This window comes from Claveliimonas bilis (assembly GCF_020892095.1).
Lineage (GTDB): Bacteria > Bacillota > Clostridia > Lachnospirales > Lachnospiraceae > Claveliimonas > Claveliimonas bilis.
In genome coordinates this window covers 2,926,111-2,943,874 of the sequence record NZ_AP024845.1, presented here as the reverse complement: position 1 = coordinate 2,943,874, position 17,764 = coordinate 2,926,111, and the positions used below count along the sequence as shown (strand labels likewise).

Genomic DNA, 17,764 nt, shown 5'->3' with positions numbered 1-17,764 from the left:
AAATGAAGCAAAAAAGCTGGATTTCTATTGTGTTTTCCTTTGCTTCACAGTGCCGGGGCAAGATTGTCCTGTCCGTCTTATGTGCGATCATCAGTGTGGTTGCCGGACTGATACCCTATTGGAGTGTTTACCAGATTATCACGCTCTTTATCGGCGGCTCACCTGTGATGGCAGAGGTTTGGAGATGGTGCTGGATCGGACTTGGCGCTTATGCGATACGCTTCTTGCTCTATGGTATTTCAACGAGCCTGTCCCACATATCCGCATATACCATTTTGGAGAATATTCGTTTGGCTCTTGCCCAGCGGCTGATGAAAGCACCGCTGGGGACAGTCATCGGAGAGTCTGTGGGTAAACTGAAAAATGTATTGGTAGATCGGGTGGAAACGATTGAGCTGCCGCTGGCCCACATGATCCCGGAGTGTATCTCCAACCTGCTGCTCCCCGTGGCAGTCTTTGTTTATCTAGTTTGCATCGACTGGCGCATGGCGCTGGCGATGCTGGTCACGCTGCCTTTCGTTCTGATTGCTTTTGCTATGATGATGAAGAATTTTAACAAGCTCTATGCTGATTACATGGAGTCCAACAACTATGTGAACGGCGTGATCGTGGAGTATGTGGAGGGTATCGAAGTTATCAAGGCGTTCAATCAGTCCTCCAGTTCTTACGAAAAGTTCACCAAGGCGGTAGAGTCCTTCAAAGACTACACCCTCAAATGGTATCAAAGTTCCTGGAAAGTGATGAACTTTGTTGCTGCTGTGCTACCGTCCACCTTTTTGGGAACGCTCCCGATTGGTATGTATCTCTACTGGAACGGTAGCCTTACGCCGCAGGACCTTGCAATGTGCCTAATCCTCTCGCTGGGTATTGTAGGCCCGCTGATGAACTTTACTACTTACATCAATGAGACGAAGGCGATTGAATACGCCGTCCACGACGTGGACGAGTTGCTCCATGTGGAAGAACTGCCCGATACTGGAAAATCAGTGGAGGTGCAGTCCAAAGACATTCAGCTTCAGGATGTTTCGTTCTCTTATGATAAAGAGAGCGGTAAACAGGTGCTTTCCCATATCAATCTAAAAATCTCGGAGGGAAAGTTTACGGCACTTGTCGGCCCGTCCGGTGGAGGTAAGTCCACCATCGCTCGCTTGATTGCCCGTTTTTGGGATGTGAACGATGGAAAAATCACCATTGGCGGTGTGGACATTCGCAGTATGCCGTTGGCCCAGCTTGCCGATATTGTCAGCTTTGTTACACAGGATAACTTCCTGTTCAACTGCTCCATCAAGGAAAATATCCGGCTGGGAAACCCTGACGCTACGGACGAAGAAGTATATGCGGCAGCAAAAGCCGCCTGCTGTGATGAATTTATACAGAAATTGGACAATGGCTATGACACGATGGCCGGGGATGCGGGGAACCGGCTTTCAGGCGGTGAAAAACAGCGTATTTCTATTGCCCGCATGATTTTGAAAAATGCCCCTATCGTGATTTTGGACGAGGCAACTGCGTTCACCGATCAGGAGAACGAAGAAAAAATCCAGCAGTCTATCGCTGCTTTGACAAAAGGGAAAACGCTGCTGGTTATCGCACATCGTCTGTCCACCATCAAAAATGCCGATCAGATTATTGTCCTGCAAAACGGGCAGGTGGAGAACACAGGCACTCATCAACAGCTTTTAGATGGCGACTCTCTCTATCGGGATATGTGGGAGGCGCATATCGGAGCGCAGAACTGGTCTGCCGGTTCCGGGAAAGGAGGTAACTGATATGTTTCGGATTGTAAATCGACTGATCCAATGGACAGGAAAATATAAACGGCGTATTTACATCGGGTTTATCTACGCTTTCATTCATAGCATTTTTACCGCAATTCCTATTATGCTGGCTGCGAAGGGACTGAGTGCTGTTCTGGATGACTGGGGTGGCGTCAAGCCATTGGAGGGCCGGGACATCTGGATCATGCTGGGGGCCATGATTTTAGCTGTATTGGGCCGATACCTGTTCTCATATCTCCGAGCCATCACGCAGGAAAGTGTCGGTTATGAAGCAACTGCTGACGAGAGAATACGGCTGGGAGACATTTTGAAACGGGTGTCGCTGGGCTTTTTCAGTAAGAACAATATGGGCGAACTGTCCGCAGCGGCTACAACCGACCTCTCGTTTATGGAAATGTTCGCCATGAATATGGTCAACACTGTTGTTAATGGCTATATCACCGTTATTGTTCTGATATTGTTCCTTGCATTTTACAGTCCTCTGGCGGGAGGAATTGCTCTGGCTGGCGTCCTTCTGTCTGCCCTGTTTCTTCATCTGCTGGAGGCGCGCAGTCACCAAAACGCGCCTATCCATCAAAAGGCACAGGATGATATGGTGGAAAGTTCCATCGAGTATCTACGGGGGATGCAGGTGGTGAAAGCCTTTAAGCAGGAAGGCGTGTCTATTGCCGGTATCCGCAAAGCATACAACGACAGCAAGAAAATCAACATCAAAATCGAAGTGGAATATATGCCCTTCAACTGCCTGCACCTGTTTTCTCTGAAAGCCGCCTCCATTGCCATTGTAGCTGTGGCTGCTATGCTGACCTATAACGGCAGTATGGAACTTCCTACCATGCTCATGCTGGATATGTTCTCCTTTATGATCTTTGGAAGTGTGGAAGCCATGAACAACGCCGCCCATGTATTGGAGGTTATTGATGCTACGCTGGATAAACTGGACGGCATTGAACACGCTGACATTATAGATAAAGACGGGAAAGTTATTTCTTTGCAGAACACAGACATTGCTTTCCGTGATGTGACATTTTCCTACGATAAAGTTCCTGTTTTGCGGAATATCAGCTTTTCCATCCCCCAGGGCAGCACTACGGCCATTGTAGGGCCATCTGGCAGCGGCAAGACCACGATTTGCAACCTGATTGCCCGTTTCTATGATGTGGACAGCGGCAAGGTCACAGTAGGCGGTGAGGATGTGCGGAACATGACCTGTGACAGTTTGCTCCGCAATATCTCGATGGTCTTTCAAAAGGTCTACCTGTTCTACGATACCATTGAAAACAACATCCGTTTCGGCAACCCAAGTGCAACGAAGGAAGAAATTATAGAAGCGGCGAAAAAGGCTCGGTGCCATGACTTCATTATGGCTCTTCCCGATGGATATGAAACGGTGATCGGTGAGGGCGGCTCTACGCTGTCTGGCGGAGAAAAACAGCGCATTTCTATTGCCCGCGCCATTTTGAAAAATGCCGACATTGTCATTCTTGATGAGGCAACAGCAAGTATTGACCCCGAAAATGAACATCTGATCCAGCAGGCAATCAGTGAACTGACCATTGGAAAAACGGTTATCGTTATCGCCCACCGTCTGGCGACGATTGAACACGCTGACCAGATTTTAGTGGTGGATAAAGGTCAAGTTGTTCAGAAAGGAACACATCAGCAGCTTGTTCAGCAGGAAGGACTTTATCACCGTTTCATTACAATCCGTGAGCAGGCAGAGGGTTGGAGTATTGCCTGATGTTAAAAAAATATCTGTTGAGAGGAGGTGCACCATTGGCCTTGACATCATCCATGGAAGATTATTTAGAAACCGTACACATTCTTCAGAAAAAATACGGGAATGTTCGTAATATTGATATATCACTACACTTAGGTGTTACCAAGCCCTCTGTTAGTCGGGCTGTTAAAGAACTATCTAAAATGGGATACTTGATAAAGCAGGCAGATGGTACACTCTCCTTAACAGAAACAGGCTTAACAATTGCCAGTCAGGTTTATGAAAAGCACCAATTCTTTACCCAGCAACTATTAAAAGTTGGCGTTCCAGAAGATATTGCAGCTCGGGATGCCTGTCGCTTGGAACATGTGATCAGCGAAACAAGTTACAGAAAGCTCAAAGAGGCTGCTTTGGAAAATCATTAGGAGGTGATATTATCGGACGAATAATCATCTTAGATCTGCAAGAGCATGACTCTGACGCATTCGATGAGATTCTTTCTATTCTTAGATGCCATCCAGAGATAGAAACATATGAATTAGCCAAGGAACCGATGATATCCCTCCCTGGTCTTGAGATCTATCCAAGTAGGCGGAAAGTTTTCCGTGATCGTCAAGAGATCCAACTCACTGCAAAAGAGTATGAAATACTTTTATTGCTCGCAGCCAATAAGGGGCGTGTGGTTACATACAGCCAAATCTACGAGAAGGTATGGGGAGACTTCCCCTCTGGAGGTGAGAGCAACACCATCGGTTTTCACATCTGCAATCTACGGGAAAAACTATATCAGGCAACTCCCAATGCTCCCTTTACCATCCGATCCGTCCGGGAAGTTGGATATTGCTTTGAGATACAAGCAGAGAAATAAGAGTCAGCAGTCTGATCCACCCAGGCTGCTGTTCTTCTTTTCTATTCTTCATAATTTATATTCGACTTGTATCCTTCGATAATATGTTGAGTCATCAGGCAGAGATGCAGCGGACGCAGATCAACAACTACTGCAGGAACCAGATCACTCGATTGGATATAGATGTTCTCGCTCGACTATGTACGGTATTGAATTGTGAGATCGGTGATCTGCTGGAGTTTGTGCCACCGGAAGAAATAGCAAAAGAAAAATAAGACTCGCAGGACAGAGTTTAATTACTCTGAACTGCGAGTTTTTTATACATACTCTCCTATTGACAAATCTTATTCTGCGACATATAATAACATTGTTATATGACACTGTTATATGGAGGACATTATGGAGGAAAAATCATCTGCCACATTAGAAAATATTTTGCAGACCGCCATGGAGGAATTTTCTGACAAAGGTTTTCTGGGTGCATCCCTTCGTCAGATCGTAAAAAAGGCCGGCGTGACCACCGGCGCCTTCTATGGATATTTTTCCAGCAAAGAGGCTTTGTTTAATGCCATTGTGGAACCTCATGCCGCGGCGCTCATGGGAAAGTTTATGGAGGCCCAGACCTCTTTCGCCGAGCTGCCCGAAGAACAGCAGCCAGACCACATGGGAGTGGAATCCTCGAACTGTATCCACTGGATGGTGGAATACATCTGTCAGCACCGGGAACCGGTAAAACTGTTGCTGTGCCGGTCAGAAGGCACCAGCTATGAGCATTTTATTCATAACATGGTGGAGGTGGAAGTAGAATACACGATAAAATATATGGAAGTCCTCCGCCGCCTCGGACGGAACATCCCGGAATTGGATGAGCAAATGTGCCATATCATTGCCAGCGGCATGTTTAACGGGGTATTTGAGATCGTGATACACGATATGCCAAGGGATAAAGCCCTGCGATATGTGGATCAATTGCGGGATTTTTACACGGCCGGATGGCTGAAATTGATGGGGCAATAGCCCCAATCTTTTTTGCATGGTAGTTAGCTATATCTAACTTCATGATAAATATTTTCAACAAGTAGAGGAGGTATTCTTGTGATGCAAAAGAAGCAAAGCAGCCTGTCCCGCATCTTGAGCTATGCAGGCAGGCACAAAAATCTCACCTTGCTGGGCTGTATCCTCTCTGCCCTGTCTGCGGTACTGGGACTGATCCCTTATGTGTGCGTCTGGCTGGCAGCAAGGAATGTACTGGAGTCCTGGCCCGCTCTTGAGGGGATCTCCGGCCTGGCCCGCTGGGGCTGGACGGCGGTATGGACTGCCATCGGCAGTATCGCCCTGTATTTTGCGGCGCTCATGTCAACTCATATCGCTGCGTTCCGTACCGCCCGGAACATCCGGCGTACCGCGATGGATCACGTACTGAAACTGCCTCTGGGTTTCTTTACAGGAAATCTGTCAGGACGGCTCAGGAAACTGATCGATGACAATGCGGGACTTACGGAAGATCTGCTGGCCCACAAACTCCCTGACCTGGCGGGAACTATCGTCACCCCGATCGCTGCCATCGTAATGCTGTTTCTCTTTGACTGGAAAATGGGGCTTCTTTGCCTGCTTACCATGGTCCTCGCCCTTCTTTCCATGTGCATGATGATGGGAGGAAAGAACGCCGGATTTTTCCATCGGTACCAGAAGGAAATTGAACGCATGAGCGGCGAAGCGGTGGAATATGTCCGAGGCATCCCGGTTGTAAAGATGTTCCAGCAGACGGTCTATTCCTTCAAAGCCTTTTACGCCGCTATCAGAGACTACAGCGATCTGGCCAGCCAGTATGCCATGAGCTGCCGTGTGGGACAGACCTGTTTCCTGACTTTTATCAACGGAGCCTTCGCTCTGCTGATCCCGGCAGCACTGCTGCTGTCTTCCAGCGGAGATATACGCACAGTGCTTGTCAACTTTATATTCTACGCCCTGTTTGCTCCCGCCTGCGGCCAGATGATCAACCGGATCATGTATATGAGCGAGGCTATCATGGAAGCTGACGAGGCTGTGGGGCGTCTGGATGAAATCCTCGGCCAGAAACCCATGGAAGAATCAAAAATGCAGAAACGTCCGGTAAATGCCAATATCTCCTTTGACCATGTGACCTTTACTTATCCAGGCGCAGACCGGCCAGCTCTGGATAATGTGTCATTTTCCGTCCGTCCTGGACAGGTGACGGCGCTGGTAGGTCCGTCTGGAGGCGGCAAGACCACAGCCGCTAGCCTGATCCCCCGTTTCTGGGATACGGACAGCGGTACTGTCGCAATCGGCGGAGTCAATGTCCGGGAGATGAACACAGAAGATCTGATGAGTCAGGTAGCATTTGTCTTCCAGGATACCCGGCTGTTTAAGGAAAGCCTACTGGAAAATATCCGGGCTGCCAGACCAGAAGCGACCAGAGATGAAGTTCTGGCTGCCGCCCATGCCGCCCAGTGCGATGATATTCTTCAAAAACTGCCGCAGGGTCTGGATACTGTGGTTGGGACAAAAGGCATTTATCTTTCCGGCGGTGAACAGCAGAGGATTGCTCTGGCGCGGGCCATTTTGAAAAACGCTCCCATTGTAGTACTGGATGAGGCCACTGCTTTTGCTGACCCGGAAAATGAATATCAGATTCAGAAAGCATTTGAAGTGCTGACAAAGAACAAAACCGTATTGATGATTGCCCATAGACTGTCTACCGTACAGAATGCAGATTCTATCATTGTCCTGAGCGACGGGAAAGTTGTCGAACAGGGCAGCCACGAAAGCCTGCTTGCACTGTGCGGTGTTTATACCGCCATGTGGGAAGATTACCAGCGCAGCGCCAGGTGGAAGGTCGGAAAGGAGGAAGCGGTATGACAAAAAAACTACAACATTTGTTTGCGCTCAGTGAAAAAGGAGCAAACGATTTGGTAAAAGCAGTGATCTGGTGCTTTGTGTGCAATTTAAGCCTGATGTTTCCGGTTGGAGCCGTCCTGTTTACAGTGCAGCATCTTTTGGATTCCATGGAAAACGGAGGCAGTCCTATGGATGGCTTTTGGATTTATGCAGGCTTTGGCATAGCTGTCCTGATCCTGCTGTTCATTCTTCACTGGTTCCAGTATGCTTCGCTTTATCTGGCAACCTATAAGGAGAGCGCCAATCGCCGGGTAAGCCTGGCCGAGACTTTGCGCCGACTGCCATTGAGTTTTTTCGGAAACCGGGATCTAAGCGACCTGACCTCTACCATGATCGCAGACTGCTCCAGCCTGGATCAGATGTTTTCCCACTATGTGCCACAGTTGTTCGCATCCATTTTCTCCACTCTTGTGATCGGCATCGCTATGTTCTTTTGTGACTGGCGGATGGCGCTGGCCGTACTGTGGGTGGTGCCGGTGGCAATTCTGCTCACAGCAGGGAGCAAGAAAATCCAGGATTCCTTCGGTACAAAGAATATTCTAAATAAGCGGGCTGTCGCTGACTGTATCCAGGAAGGATTGGAAGCCATACGGGATATTAAGGCATGCAACCGACAGGAAACTTACATGGGAAAACTGGAGGAAAAGCTGGCTGCTATGGAAAAGGGTTCCATCCACTCAGAGCTGGCGACCGGTATATTTGTCTGCTCCGCTCAAGCCTTCCTTCGCCTTGGGCTGGCCACTACTATTTTGACTGGCGGAGCGCTTCTGGCAGCAAGCGAACTTTCTTTTCTCTATTTTCTGGGATTCCTCTTTGCCGCCGCAAGGCTTTATGACCCGTTGGGGCTGGTACTGCAGAATATCGCCGCCACCTTTAATACGAAACTGCAGATTGAACGGATGCGTTCCATTTTAGAACAGCCGATACAGGAGGGTACAAAAGAGTTTACGCCTGAAAACTACAACATTACCTTTGATCACGTATCCTTTGCCTACCGGGAAGGGGACGGTGTACTGGAGGATGTAAGCTTTACCGCCAAACAGGGAGAAGTAACCGCCCTTATTGGTCCCTCCGGAGGTGGAAAGTCCACTGCGTGTAAACTGGCCGCCCGTTTTTGGGACGCTTCCAGAGGGAAAATTACTCTTGGGGGCGTGGACGTGTCCGGTGTAGATCCTGAGACACTGTTAACATACTATTCCATGGTTTTCCAAGATGTGGTGCTGTTCCGGGATACGGTGATGGAAAATATCCGTCTGGGACGCCAGGGTGCTACAGACGAGGAAGTCATCGCTGCTGCTAAAGCTGCCCGATGCGATGAATTTATACAAAAACTCCCGCAGGGTTATCAGACCATGATCGGAGAAAACGGCTCCACCCTCTCCGGCGGTGAACGGCAAAGAATCTCCATCGCACGAGCTCTTCTGAAAGATGCGCCTGTCATTCTTCTGGATGAGGCAACCGCCAGCCTGGATGTGGAAAACGAAAGTGCTGTTCAGGAAGCTCTCTCCCGCCTGCTGCAAGGCAAGACGGTGTTGGTCATCGCCCACAGGATGCGTACTGTGGCCGGTGCCGATCATATAGTAGTGCTGGAGAATGGTTGTGTGGCTCAACAGGGCACGCCGCAAGAACTAATGGAACAGGGAGGTCTTTACCAGCGTATGGTTGAACTTCAAAGAGAAACGTCACAGTGGAAGTTGGGGATGTAATAGCTGCTCCCACTGTCAGAAAGGAAAATGGAAACAGCTCGTGTGATAAAGAAAATCTCTTTTCATGCGAGTTGTTTCTTTTCCTTCAATGCTCTTACTTTTATTAAAAAGTCTTATCGGAATAAAAAAGACCGATTGGAGCGGAAAAGATTTTTCAGATTTGCTATGATAATTCTCGAAAGCGCCGTGTGGCGCTTTCAAAAAAGCTACTGGTTAGCTAAATCTAACTAAAAGGAGGAATTTTTAATGTCTGAAGTGAGTACGGACAAAAAACTGAAAGGAAAAGACCTCATTACCATCGGTATCTTTTCCGCAATCTACTTTGTCATCAACTTTGCCTTCATGCTTCTTGGAGGCATTCACCCTGTTCTTTGGATGCTGATGCCTGGCTTCATTGCCGTGTTTGCAGGCATTCCCTTTATGCTGATGGTCGCAAAGGTTCAAAAACTGGGTGCAGTTTTCCTGATGGGGTTTATCACTGCGCTTATCTATTTTGTCACTGGACAATTTACTCTGGTAATCCTGATCTCGATGGCTTCTACCTGTATTTTGGCCGAAGTTGTTCGAGCGGTGACTAAGTATAATAGCTTCAAGGGAAATTCGATTGCCTATGTGATTTTTTCGCTGGGGATGGTTGGTTCTCCCCTTCCCATCTGGCTGTTTAAGGCCGATTTCCTGGCGCAGATTACAGAACAGGGAATGCCCGCTGATTATGTTGCGGCAGTTGAAGCTCTGTCGTCCAATGCAATGTTAATCGTTCTGTTTGTTGCTCCAATCATCGGTGGTATCATCGGTGCATTTATTGCCAGAGGTCTGTTCAAAAAGCACTTTGTAAAGGCAGGAATTGTGTGATGAATGGGGCGGGCAAAAAACATACATTAAGGTTCGATCCACGGACGGAATTGCTTTTGTTGGTGCTGGCAAATATTGTAGCCTTTACCCAGCACTCCGTATGGGTTGAAATTACATGGGTTGTTTTTCTGCTCCTGCTGATCGTTGCCTGCGGGTGCCAAAAATCCGCAGGCAAGCTGGCAATCGCATTTGGGATTTGTCTGGCGCTGCAATACTATGTATTCCCAAACGGGCCGAAAATTTTAGCCAGCAGCTTCACGATCATTGTATCTTATGCAAGAAAGATTTTCCCTTGTTTGATTGTCGGTACGATGGTTTTACAGAAAACGCCCGTCCGGGAATTGATGGTTGCACTTCGGAAATGGCATATCCCGCAGGGATTGATTATTCCTTTGTCTGTAACCGTCCGGTATTTTCCGGCCTTAAAAGAAGAAACCGGCTATATCCGGGATGCCATGAAGCTCCGTAATATTCATGGGGTACAAAAAATTGAGTGCTTGTTGGTGCCGACCATGATTTCTGCAACAACGACAGCGGAAGAATTGTCCGCAGCCGCTGTTACGCGGGGCATTGAAAATCCTGCGCCAAAGACAAGTATGATTGAAATGAAGTTCGGCGTGCAGGACTTTTTATGTCTGGCGGCAGGTGTGGTTTTCTGTGTGATTTCAATTACAGTGGGATAAGGAGGTGTTCCATGTGATCCAAATTCAGGATGTATCTTTTGAATATGAGAAAGAGCAGGGAACGCTTTCCCATATTGATCTGAATATTCAGCAGGGAGAATGTGTTGTCCTTACAGGGGAGTCGGGCTGTGGCAAAACGACAGTGACAAAACTGATTAACGGCTTAATCCCTCATTTTGTCGAGGGCGGCACTTTATCTGGCCGGGCGATTGTAAACGGTATGGAAGTGCCGAAAACAGAAATGTACCGTCTGGCAGAGCAGGTTGGATCTGTGTTCCAAAATCCGAAATCTCAGTTTTTCAATATTGACTCGGACAGTGAGATTACTTTCGGCCTGGAAAATGCGGGTGTCGAACCAAAGAAAATCAAAGAGCGATATGAGGCCACTGTTTCCGCCCTGAAAATTCAATCGCTTTTGGGAAGAAACATTTTTTCCATGTCTGGCGGAGAAAAACAAAGTCTTGCGTTTGCCTCTGTATATGCCATGAACCCGTCCATTTTTGTACTGGACGAGCCGACGGCAAATCTGGATGCTGACGCGATTAACACCTTACGCCAGCAGATTATTCAGATCAAAAAAGAAGGACGGACGGTTGTTATTGCCGAACACCGCCTATATTTCTTGATGGACCTGATCGACCGGGCAATCTTCATTCAAAAGGGAAAAATCGTTCAGATATTTTCCAGGGAAGAATTTCGCAATCTTTCGGATGAGCAGCGTATCAGGATGGGGCTTAGAAGTCTTGTTCATCCTGTGCTGGAGCTGCCTCCCGCCGATCCGCCAGGAGCGCAGAAAGGCTTATCCGTAGAAAATCTTTCCTGTGCCTTTGATAAGCAGTCGGTATTCAGCGGCCTTGGCTTTTCTGCAAAACGGGGCGAAGTGTTGGGTATTGTTGGTCATAACGGCGCGGGAAAAACGACGCTGACACGCTGCCTGTGCGGGCTTTTGAAAGAAGTGGATGGAACGGTCCGGCTGGATGGCCAAGCACTGAAAGCAAAACAGCGTAATAAGGCCAGCTTCTGCGTGATGCAGGATGTGAACCATCAGCTTTTTTCAGACAGTGTATGGAACGAATGTGAACTGGCGCAGCCGGATTGTCCGCCAGAGCGGATTGAAGAAATTCTCAGGTCTTTTGATTTACTGGATTTCAAGGACCGTCATCCGATGGCCTTGTCGGGAGGTCAAAAACAGCGCCTTGCGGTGGCAACTGCTATTCTCTCCGACAAGGATGTGCTTGTCTTTGACGAGCCTACCAGTGGGCTGGACTATCATCGTATGCTGGAAGTGAGCAACATGATCCGCAAGTTGAATGATGAAAATAAAGTTATCATTATTGTTTCCCATGATTTTGAGTTTTTGGGCCGGACTTGTGATAAAATATTTGATATGGAGGGATGCTCCAAAGAAAGGGGGTAGCGTCTATGCCGGAATTATTCCAGGAAATGTACTACGGCCCGAATGTTCAAAACCTGGTCGAGTCCGATGATTGTAAGGTCATGCGTTTAAGTGATAACTCCGGTGAAGGCATGATGACACTCTACCATGTTTTTCCAGGTGTATTTCTCATGTATAATGATTTCCACATGAAGGAGTGCGTTTCGGGTTTCCAGACAGATATGGACCTGCTTTGTATCGACCACTGCCGGGAAGGGCGCATTGAGCAGGAAGTCGGCCAGAATGCCTTTAGCTATTTAGAGGCTGGCGATCTTCGGGTGGATCGCCGCATCCATCATTCCGGCAAGGTGGAATTTCCACTTTCTCACTACCACGGTATTTCCATTGGCTTTCAGATGGAGACTGCGGCAAAGGAAATCCCGGCCTCTATGAAAGGTTTTTCTGTGGATCTTTATGAATTGCAGAAAAAGTATTGCAGCGACCGTACACCCTATGTCATTCCAGGAGAACCGGCCATTGAGCATATTTTTTCCGAACTCTACAATGTGCCGGTCAAAATCAAAAAGGACTATTTCAAGATCAAAGTGTTGGAGCTGCTGCTGTATCTGGACGCACTGGAACTTTCAGGCCATACAGAAGAACGCCCCTATTTTTATAAGAGCCAGGTTGAAAAAATCAAAGCGATCCAGGCGCTTCTGACGCAGGATTTGACCAAAAACTATACTCTGGAAGAACTCTCCGCACGGTTTGATATTGCCCTGACCCCTATGAAAAATTGTTTCAAATCGGTATATGGCAGCCCGATTTTTACATACATGAGAAACTATCGCATGAACTATGCTGCCTCTTTACTGAAATCAGATAAGTCGTTGAAAGTGGCGGAGATTGCGGGACTTGTGGGATATGACAGTCCCAGCAAATTTGCGTCCGCATTTCATCAGACAATGGGGAAAACGCCGCTGGAATATCGAAAATCAATTATCTGATTGGAATAAAAAAGGCCGTGTGGAGCGGAAAGAAAAATTGAAATATGATAGCATTAAGGATGGTTAGCGAGGATTAACCATCCTTTTTTCTTTGCTGGCTAAATTGATCGAGAGAGGTGAATTGATATGAAGCAGCAAAAAGAGCATTGGGTCAAAACGCTTTTCTCTTTTGCAGGTCCCTGCAAAGGGAAAATGACCCTCTCGGTTTTGTGTGCCATTTTAAGTGTTGCCGGAGGCTTTGTTCCGTTTTGGGCGGTGTATGAAATCTTGTTCCTGTTTATTAACCGAACCGCTACTTTGAACGACATTCTACTCTGGTGTCTGGTAGGAGCAGGCGGATACCTGATCCGTGTCATCTGCTTTGGCATTTCCACCATTTTGGCACATATCTCCGCTTACACGATACTGGAAGGTATACGGCTGAAAATCGCAAACCGCCTGATGAGAGCGCCCCTTGGCGAAGTAATGGGACGAAGGATCGGTTACCTGAAGAATATTATCATGGACAAGGTGGAGGATTTGGAGCCGCCTCTGGCCCACATGATCCCGGAGCTGACATCGAACCTGCTCCTTCCGGTTGGTATTTTTATCTGGCTGCTGGCGATTGACTGGCGCTTGGGTCTTGCAGTCCTGATTGCCCCGGTTCTGGCCATGATCCCCATGTTCTTTCTCATGCGGAACTATAACAGCCAGTACGCGGCTTATATGGAGGCAAACAATCATGTAAACAATGTCATTATTGAGTATGTAGAAGGCATTGAGGTTGTTAAGGCGTTCAATCAAAGCACCAGTTCCTATGAAAAGTTCGTGGGAGCGGTAAAGTCCTTTAAGGATTTTACCCTGGCATGGTTCAAGAGTACATGGAAAACAATGAACCTGATGATGGCGATTATGCCCACCACCCTATTGGGGGTACTTCCCATCGGTTTGCTGTTGGCGCAGAGCGGGAGTATCACGCCTGCTGAATTGGCGATGGGAGTTATTCTTTCGCTGAGTATTGTCGGCCCGCTGATGAAGGCTACTACTTTTATCAACGAGGCAAAGTCAATGGAGTATGCAGTAGAAGCTGCAAATGAACTCCTGAACCTGCCTGTATTGCCAGACTCTGGCAAGATTGTTCCGATCAGGCACACAGATATTGTTTTACAGGATGTGTCTTTTTCCTATGATGGCACTGAGCAAAACGAAGTGCTGCACGACATCAGCTTAAAAATGCCGCGGGGAAGTTTTACAGCCCTGGTTGGTCCATCCGGTGGCGGCAAGTCCACTGTGGCCCGGCTGATTGCCCGATTTTGGGATGTGACTGGCGGCAGTATTTCCATCGGCGGCACGAATATCAAGGAACTTTCCATCCGACAGCTTTCCGAATTGGTCAGTTTTGTGACACAAGACAATTTCCTGTTCAACTGCTCTCTCAAAGAGAACATCCGCCTGGGTAATCCAAATGCTACGGATGAGGAAGTGTATGCCGCCGCAAAAGCGGCCTGCTGCGATGATTTTATTGTTCGGCTGGAAAAAGGATATGATACCCCGGCCGGTGATGCTGGCAAGCGGCTCTCCGGCGGAGAAAAGCAACGAATTGCTATTGCGAGAGCAATCCTGAAAAATGCGCCTATTGTGATTTTGGACGAGGCAACTGCCTTCACTGACCCGCAGAATGAAGATAAAATCCAGAAATCCATCATGGCCCTTTCCAAAGGAAAGACCCTGCTGGTGATTGCACACCGTCTGTCTACCATTCAAAACGCAGATCAGATTGTCGTTTTGAAGAAAGGACAGATTGTTGATTGCGGAAAGCAGGAGGAACTCCTGGAACGCTGCCCGCTTTATGCGGATATGTGGCAGGCACATATTGGTGCAAAGAACTGGTCTGTGGGCGAGAAAAAGGAGGTGGCTGTCAATGTTTAAGTCAATGAAACGCATTATACGGTGGGCTGGTAAATATAAAGGCCGCCTCTATCTTGGTTCTGTGTGTTCCTTTTTCAGCAGTTTGTCTACTGCTATTCCTACAATGGCAGCCGCATTCGCACTGGATAAAGCGATCCAGGCATACTGGACGAATACGGCGATTGATACTGTTTTAATCTGGCAAACGCTGTGGATCATTATTGGCTCGATTGTGCTGAACTTCCTGCTTTCTTATCTCCGGGCAGTGTTGCAGGAAAGCATTGGATATGAAGTGGCCGCCGGACAGCGTATTCATCTGGGCGATGTACTGAAACGGGTTCCCCTTGGGTACTTTTCGCAAAACAGTGTAGGTGACATTCTGGCAGGTGTTACCACGGAATTGTCTACTTTGGAATTACAGGGCATGAAAATGGTGGATGTCATCATCAATGGATACGCAAAGTTTATTGCCATCGTTTTATGCCTGATCTTCTTCAGCCCCGTTGCTGCGGTTATTTCCATTGTCGGCGTTGCTCTTTCGGCGCTGGCTTTGCAGGGGATCAGCAGACATAGCGAAAAAACCGCTGCAACAACACATAGGGCAATGGAAGATATGTCCGGCGCAGCGATTGAATACATCCGGGGGCTTTCCATTGTGAAGTCCTTTGGACAGGAAGGGGCCTCTATTGAGAACTTTCGTAATGCCAGTAAAGACCTGAAAGATATTCATATCAAGGTGGAAAAAGGCTTTACTCCCTTTAACTGTCTGCATCTGTTCGCCTTAAAACTGGCTTCGATGGGAATTGTCTTTATTTGTGCATGGCAGGCATTGCAGGAACAAATGAGTATGGCGTTCTTCCTGATGTTTGTCCTGTTCTCTTTTGTGATGTTTGGCAGTGTGGAGAATATCAATGACGCAGCCCATACGCTTGGAGTTGTGGACTCTGCCATGAATAAGCTGGAAGCATTGGAGAATGTAAACTATATCGACCAGGATGGCACCGACATAAAACCGGCAACCTATGATATTGAGTTTAAGGATGTTTCTTTCGGATATGACAGCCGGATTGTTCTGCATGACCTGAACTTCAAAATTCCGCAGAATAGCACAACGGCCATCGTGGGGCCATCTGGCAGCGGAAAATCTACACTGTGTAACCTGATTGCCCGTTTTTACGATGTCAACAGCGGAACGATTACCATTGGTGGAACGGATATTCGCAGATTTACCTGCGATAGTCTGCTCAAAAATATCAGCATGGTTTTTCAGAATGTCTATTTGTTCCGGGATACCATCAAAAATAACATTAAATTCGGCAGCCCGGACGCTACGGATGAGCAGATTGTCGCCGCCGCAAAAGCGGCCCGCTGCCATGACTTCATAATGGCTTTGCCAGACGGATATGACGCGGTGATTGGTGAAGGGGGATCTTCGCTTTCCGGCGGTGAAAAGCAAAGAATTTCTATCGCCAGGGCGATGCTCAAGGATGCTCCCATTGTTATCTTGGATGAGGCAACAGCAAGCATTGACCCTGAGAATGAGCATTTGATCCAAGAAGCTATTTCTGCCCTGACACATGGCAAGACCATTATTACGATTGCTCATCGCCTGGCCACGATTGAGAACGCCGACCAAATCCTTGTGATTGATGGCGGAACTGTGGCTCAGAGAGGTACACATAAGGAACTGTTGCAACAGGAAGGTACTTACAAAAAGTTTATCCAAATCCGCGAACAAGCCGAGGGCTGGCGGATACAGTAAGGGAGGTTCTAATGAAACTTCATGCGTCCGGGGAGGACTATCTGGAGGCTATCCTTGTTCTCCACAAGAAGATGGGCATGGTGCGCTCCGTAGATGTAGCCCGACACATGGAGGTGTCAAAGCCCAGCGTATGTGTTGCGGTCAATACACTAAAAGAAGGGGGTTTTCTCACAATGGACGAAAATCACTTTCTCCATTTGACTGATGTGGGCCGTGAGGTTGCGGAACAAATTTATGAGCGTCACTGTTTCTTTACAGAACGACTTATAGCATTAGGGGTAGATCCTAAAACAGCAGAGGCCGATGCTTGTCGAATCGAACATGTTATCAGCACAGAAAGTTTTGAACGCCTTAAAAAGTCTTCTGAAAGCAACAACCAGGAGGTGGTACCATCGGACGAGTAATCATCTTAGAATTGTCAGAACAAGACTCTGAAGCATTCGATGAGATTCTTTCCATCCTGAAATGCCATCCGGAGATAGAAACATACGAATTGGCCAGGGAGCCGATGCTATCCCTCCCTGGTCTGGAGATCTATCCAAGCAAGCGGAAAGTTTTTCGTAATCGCCAAGAGATTCAGCTCACCGCGAAGGAATACGAAATCCTTCTATTGCTTGCAGCCAACAAGGGGCATGTACTTACTTATAATCAGATTTATGAGAAGGTTTGGGGAGATATTCCCTCCGGCTGCGAGAGCAACACTATCGGCTTTCACATCTGCAATCTACGGGAAAAGCTGTACCAGGCAACTCCCAGTGCTCCCTTTACCATCCGATCCGTTCGGGAAGTTGGATATTGCTTTGAGATACGAGCAGAGAAATAAGAGTCAGCAGTCTGATCCACTCAGGCTGCTGTTCTTCTTTTTCTGCTGTAAATCTCTCTTACAGTGAGAAGTTCACCTTCTCCTGTCATCATGCCAGGTGCCACCTTTCACCAAAAGGGCGCAGTTGCCCCTTGGCGGCAGATGGTATTTTTGCACGGTCACGGTTTCCGGATTTGAAAAAGCAGGCTGCTCTTTCCGCCTCTGGCACGGTACCTTTGCTCAGTGACGAGAAGATCTTCTTTTTTCAAATCCTGAATCGCCCGTCTCACAGTAGACTCTGACAGTTTCAGTTCACGGGCAATGGTCGGGATGGAGGGCCAGCATTCTCCATCCCGGTTGGCCCGTTCATAAAGATACAAATACACTGCCACTGCTCTGTGTGGCAGCTCCATGCGTTAGAGAAAA

General features: G+C 47.8%; 17 protein-coding genes. 16 read left to right on the top strand and 1 reads right to left on the bottom strand.

Translation table 11 applies throughout. The features are described from left to right. The first annotated feature begins 2 nt into the window (after positions 1 to 2). The 16 genes from EUBC25_RS14245 to EUBC25_RS14170 all read left to right on the top strand — a co-directional run bounded on the left by EUBC25_RS14245 (position 3) and on the right by EUBC25_RS14170 (position 17,359). Positions 3 to 1,769: an ABC transporter ATP-binding protein gene (locus EUBC25_RS14245; RefSeq protein ID WP_230106134.1), complete on the top strand. Its 1,767-nt coding sequence runs from the start codon at positions 3 to 5 to the stop codon at positions 1,767 to 1,769. Position 1,770: 1 nt separating this feature from the next. After that, positions 1,771 to 3,519 carry an ABC transporter ATP-binding protein gene (locus EUBC25_RS14240; protein WP_230106133.1) on the top strand — a complete coding sequence of 583 codons (1,749 nt, stop codon included), beginning with the start codon at positions 1,771 to 1,773 and terminating at the stop codon, positions 3,517 to 3,519. Further along, the gene (locus tag EUBC25_RS14235) at positions 3,519 to 3,923 is read left to right on the top strand and encodes a metal-dependent transcriptional regulator (protein ID WP_230106132.1); all 405 of its coding nucleotides are present in this window, start codon (positions 3,519 to 3,521) and stop codon (positions 3,921 to 3,923) included. The genes EUBC25_RS14240 and EUBC25_RS14235 overlap by 1 nt, the downstream gene beginning before the upstream one ends. A gap of 128 nt (positions 3,924 to 4,051) precedes the next feature. Next, on the top strand, positions 4,052 to 4,366 hold the full coding sequence (locus EUBC25_RS14230) for a winged helix-turn-helix domain-containing protein (RefSeq protein WP_230106131.1): 315 nt from the start codon (positions 4,052 to 4,054) through the stop codon (positions 4,364 to 4,366). Positions 4,367 to 4,449: 83 nt separating this feature from the next. Continuing rightward, positions 4,450 to 4,620, top strand: coding sequence for a helix-turn-helix domain-containing protein (locus tag EUBC25_RS15045; RefSeq protein WP_330636368.1), 171 nt, complete (start codon positions 4,450 to 4,452; stop codon positions 4,618 to 4,620). Positions 4,621 to 4,744: 124 nt separating this feature from the next. After that, positions 4,745 to 5,362 carry a TetR/AcrR family transcriptional regulator gene (locus tag EUBC25_RS14220; protein WP_087283221.1) on the top strand — a complete coding sequence of 206 codons (618 nt, stop codon included), beginning with the start codon at positions 4,745 to 4,747 and terminating at the stop codon, positions 5,360 to 5,362. 81 nt (positions 5,363 to 5,443) lie between these two features. Continuing rightward, positions 5,444 to 7,225 (top strand): ABC transporter ATP-binding protein, encoded by a 1,782-nt coding sequence (locus EUBC25_RS14215; protein ID WP_207751346.1) that lies wholly within the window; start codon positions 5,444 to 5,446, stop codon positions 7,223 to 7,225. Then, a complete protein-coding gene (locus EUBC25_RS14210; protein WP_230106130.1) occupies positions 7,222 to 8,970 on the top strand; it encodes an ABC transporter ATP-binding protein in 1,749 nt (582 codons plus the stop codon). The genes EUBC25_RS14215 and EUBC25_RS14210 overlap by 4 nt, the downstream gene beginning before the upstream one ends. A 246-nt stretch (positions 8,971 to 9,216) precedes the next feature. Next, positions 9,217 to 9,822, top strand: coding sequence for an MptD family putative ECF transporter S component (locus EUBC25_RS14205; RefSeq protein ID WP_230106129.1), 606 nt, complete (start codon positions 9,217 to 9,219; stop codon positions 9,820 to 9,822). Continuing rightward, the gene (locus EUBC25_RS14200) at positions 9,822 to 10,505 is read left to right on the top strand and encodes an energy-coupling factor transporter transmembrane component T (protein ID WP_087163106.1); all 684 of its coding nucleotides are present in this window, start codon (positions 9,822 to 9,824) and stop codon (positions 10,503 to 10,505) included. Before EUBC25_RS14205 ends, EUBC25_RS14200 begins: the two co-directional genes overlap by 1 nt. A 13-nt stretch (positions 10,506 to 10,518) precedes the next feature. Continuing rightward, positions 10,519 to 11,922 carry an ABC transporter ATP-binding protein gene (locus tag EUBC25_RS14195; RefSeq protein ID WP_331471478.1) on the top strand — a complete coding sequence of 468 codons (1,404 nt, stop codon included), beginning with the start codon at positions 10,519 to 10,521 and terminating at the stop codon, positions 11,920 to 11,922. A gap of 5 nt (positions 11,923 to 11,927) precedes the next feature. Continuing rightward, entirely contained in the window at positions 11,928 to 12,887 is a 960-nt protein-coding gene (locus EUBC25_RS14190) for a helix-turn-helix domain-containing protein (RefSeq protein ID WP_230106127.1), read from the top strand. 126 nt (positions 12,888 to 13,013) lie between these two features. After that, positions 13,014 to 14,795, top strand: a complete 1,782-nt coding sequence (locus EUBC25_RS14185; RefSeq protein WP_230106126.1) for an ABC transporter ATP-binding protein — start codon at positions 13,014 to 13,016, stop codon at positions 14,793 to 14,795. Further along, on the top strand, positions 14,788 to 16,536 hold the full coding sequence (locus EUBC25_RS14180; RefSeq protein WP_230106125.1) for an ABC transporter ATP-binding protein: 1,749 nt from the start codon (positions 14,788 to 14,790) through the stop codon (positions 16,534 to 16,536). Before EUBC25_RS14185 ends, EUBC25_RS14180 begins: the two co-directional genes overlap by 8 nt. A gap of 11 nt (positions 16,537 to 16,547) precedes the next feature. After that, positions 16,548 to 16,940: a metal-dependent transcriptional regulator gene (locus tag EUBC25_RS14175; protein ID WP_087283205.1), complete on the top strand. Its 393-nt coding sequence runs from the start codon at positions 16,548 to 16,550 to the stop codon at positions 16,938 to 16,940. An 11-nt stretch (positions 16,941 to 16,951) separates the two neighbouring features. Further along, on the top strand, positions 16,952 to 17,359 hold the full coding sequence (locus EUBC25_RS14170; protein ID WP_230106124.1) for a winged helix-turn-helix domain-containing protein: 408 nt from the start codon (positions 16,952 to 16,954) through the stop codon (positions 17,357 to 17,359). Positions 17,360 to 17,517: 158 nt separating this feature from the next. On the opposite strand, the gene EUBC25_RS14165 is transcribed toward EUBC25_RS14170, so the two are convergent. Next, positions 17,518 to 17,751, bottom strand: coding sequence for a helix-turn-helix domain-containing protein (locus EUBC25_RS14165; protein ID WP_230106123.1), 234 nt, complete (start codon positions 17,749 to 17,751; stop codon positions 17,518 to 17,520). Positions 17,752 to 17,764: the final 13 nt, after the last annotated feature.

Bases quoted from the DNA above. Each gene is read 5' to 3' on its own strand.
- EUBC25_RS14240 (WP_230106133.1), top strand. From the start codon at position 1,771: ATGTTTCGGATTGTAAATCGACTGATCCAATGGACAGGAAAATATAAA.
- EUBC25_RS14230 (WP_230106131.1), top strand. From the start codon at position 4,052: ATGATATCCCTCCCTGGTCTTGAGATCTATCCAAGTAGGCGGAAAGTT.
- EUBC25_RS14185 (WP_230106126.1), top strand. From the start codon at position 13,014: ATGAAGCAGCAAAAAGAGCATTGGGTCAAAACGCTTTTCTCTTTTGCA.
- EUBC25_RS15045 (WP_330636368.1), top strand. From the start codon at position 4,450: ATGTTGAGTCATCAGGCAGAGATGCAGCGGACGCAGATCAACAACTAC.
- EUBC25_RS14175 (WP_087283205.1), top strand. From the start codon at position 16,548: ATGAAACTTCATGCGTCCGGGGAGGACTATCTGGAGGCTATCCTTGTT.
- EUBC25_RS14180 (WP_230106125.1), top strand. From the start codon at position 14,788: ATGTTTAAGTCAATGAAACGCATTATACGGTGGGCTGGTAAATATAAA.
- EUBC25_RS14205 (WP_230106129.1), top strand. From the start codon at position 9,217: ATGTCTGAAGTGAGTACGGACAAAAAACTGAAAGGAAAAGACCTCATT.
- EUBC25_RS14235 (WP_230106132.1), top strand. From the start codon at position 3,519: ATGTTAAAAAAATATCTGTTGAGAGGAGGTGCACCATTGGCCTTGACA.
- EUBC25_RS14165 (WP_230106123.1), bottom strand. From the start codon at position 17,751: ATGGAGCTGCCACACAGAGCAGTGGCAGTGTATTTGTATCTTTATGAA.
- EUBC25_RS14190 (WP_230106127.1), top strand. From the start codon at position 11,928: ATGCCGGAATTATTCCAGGAAATGTACTACGGCCCGAATGTTCAAAAC.
- EUBC25_RS14210 (WP_230106130.1), top strand. From the start codon at position 7,222: ATGACAAAAAAACTACAACATTTGTTTGCGCTCAGTGAAAAAGGAGCA.
- EUBC25_RS14245 (WP_230106134.1), top strand. From the start codon at position 3: ATGAAGCAAAAAAGCTGGATTTCTATTGTGTTTTCCTTTGCTTCACAG.
- EUBC25_RS14200 (WP_087163106.1), top strand. From the start codon at position 9,822: ATGAATGGGGCGGGCAAAAAACATACATTAAGGTTCGATCCACGGACG.
- EUBC25_RS14215 (WP_207751346.1), top strand. From the start codon at position 5,444: ATGCAAAAGAAGCAAAGCAGCCTGTCCCGCATCTTGAGCTATGCAGGC.
- EUBC25_RS14220 (WP_087283221.1), top strand. From the start codon at position 4,745: ATGGAGGAAAAATCATCTGCCACATTAGAAAATATTTTGCAGACCGCC.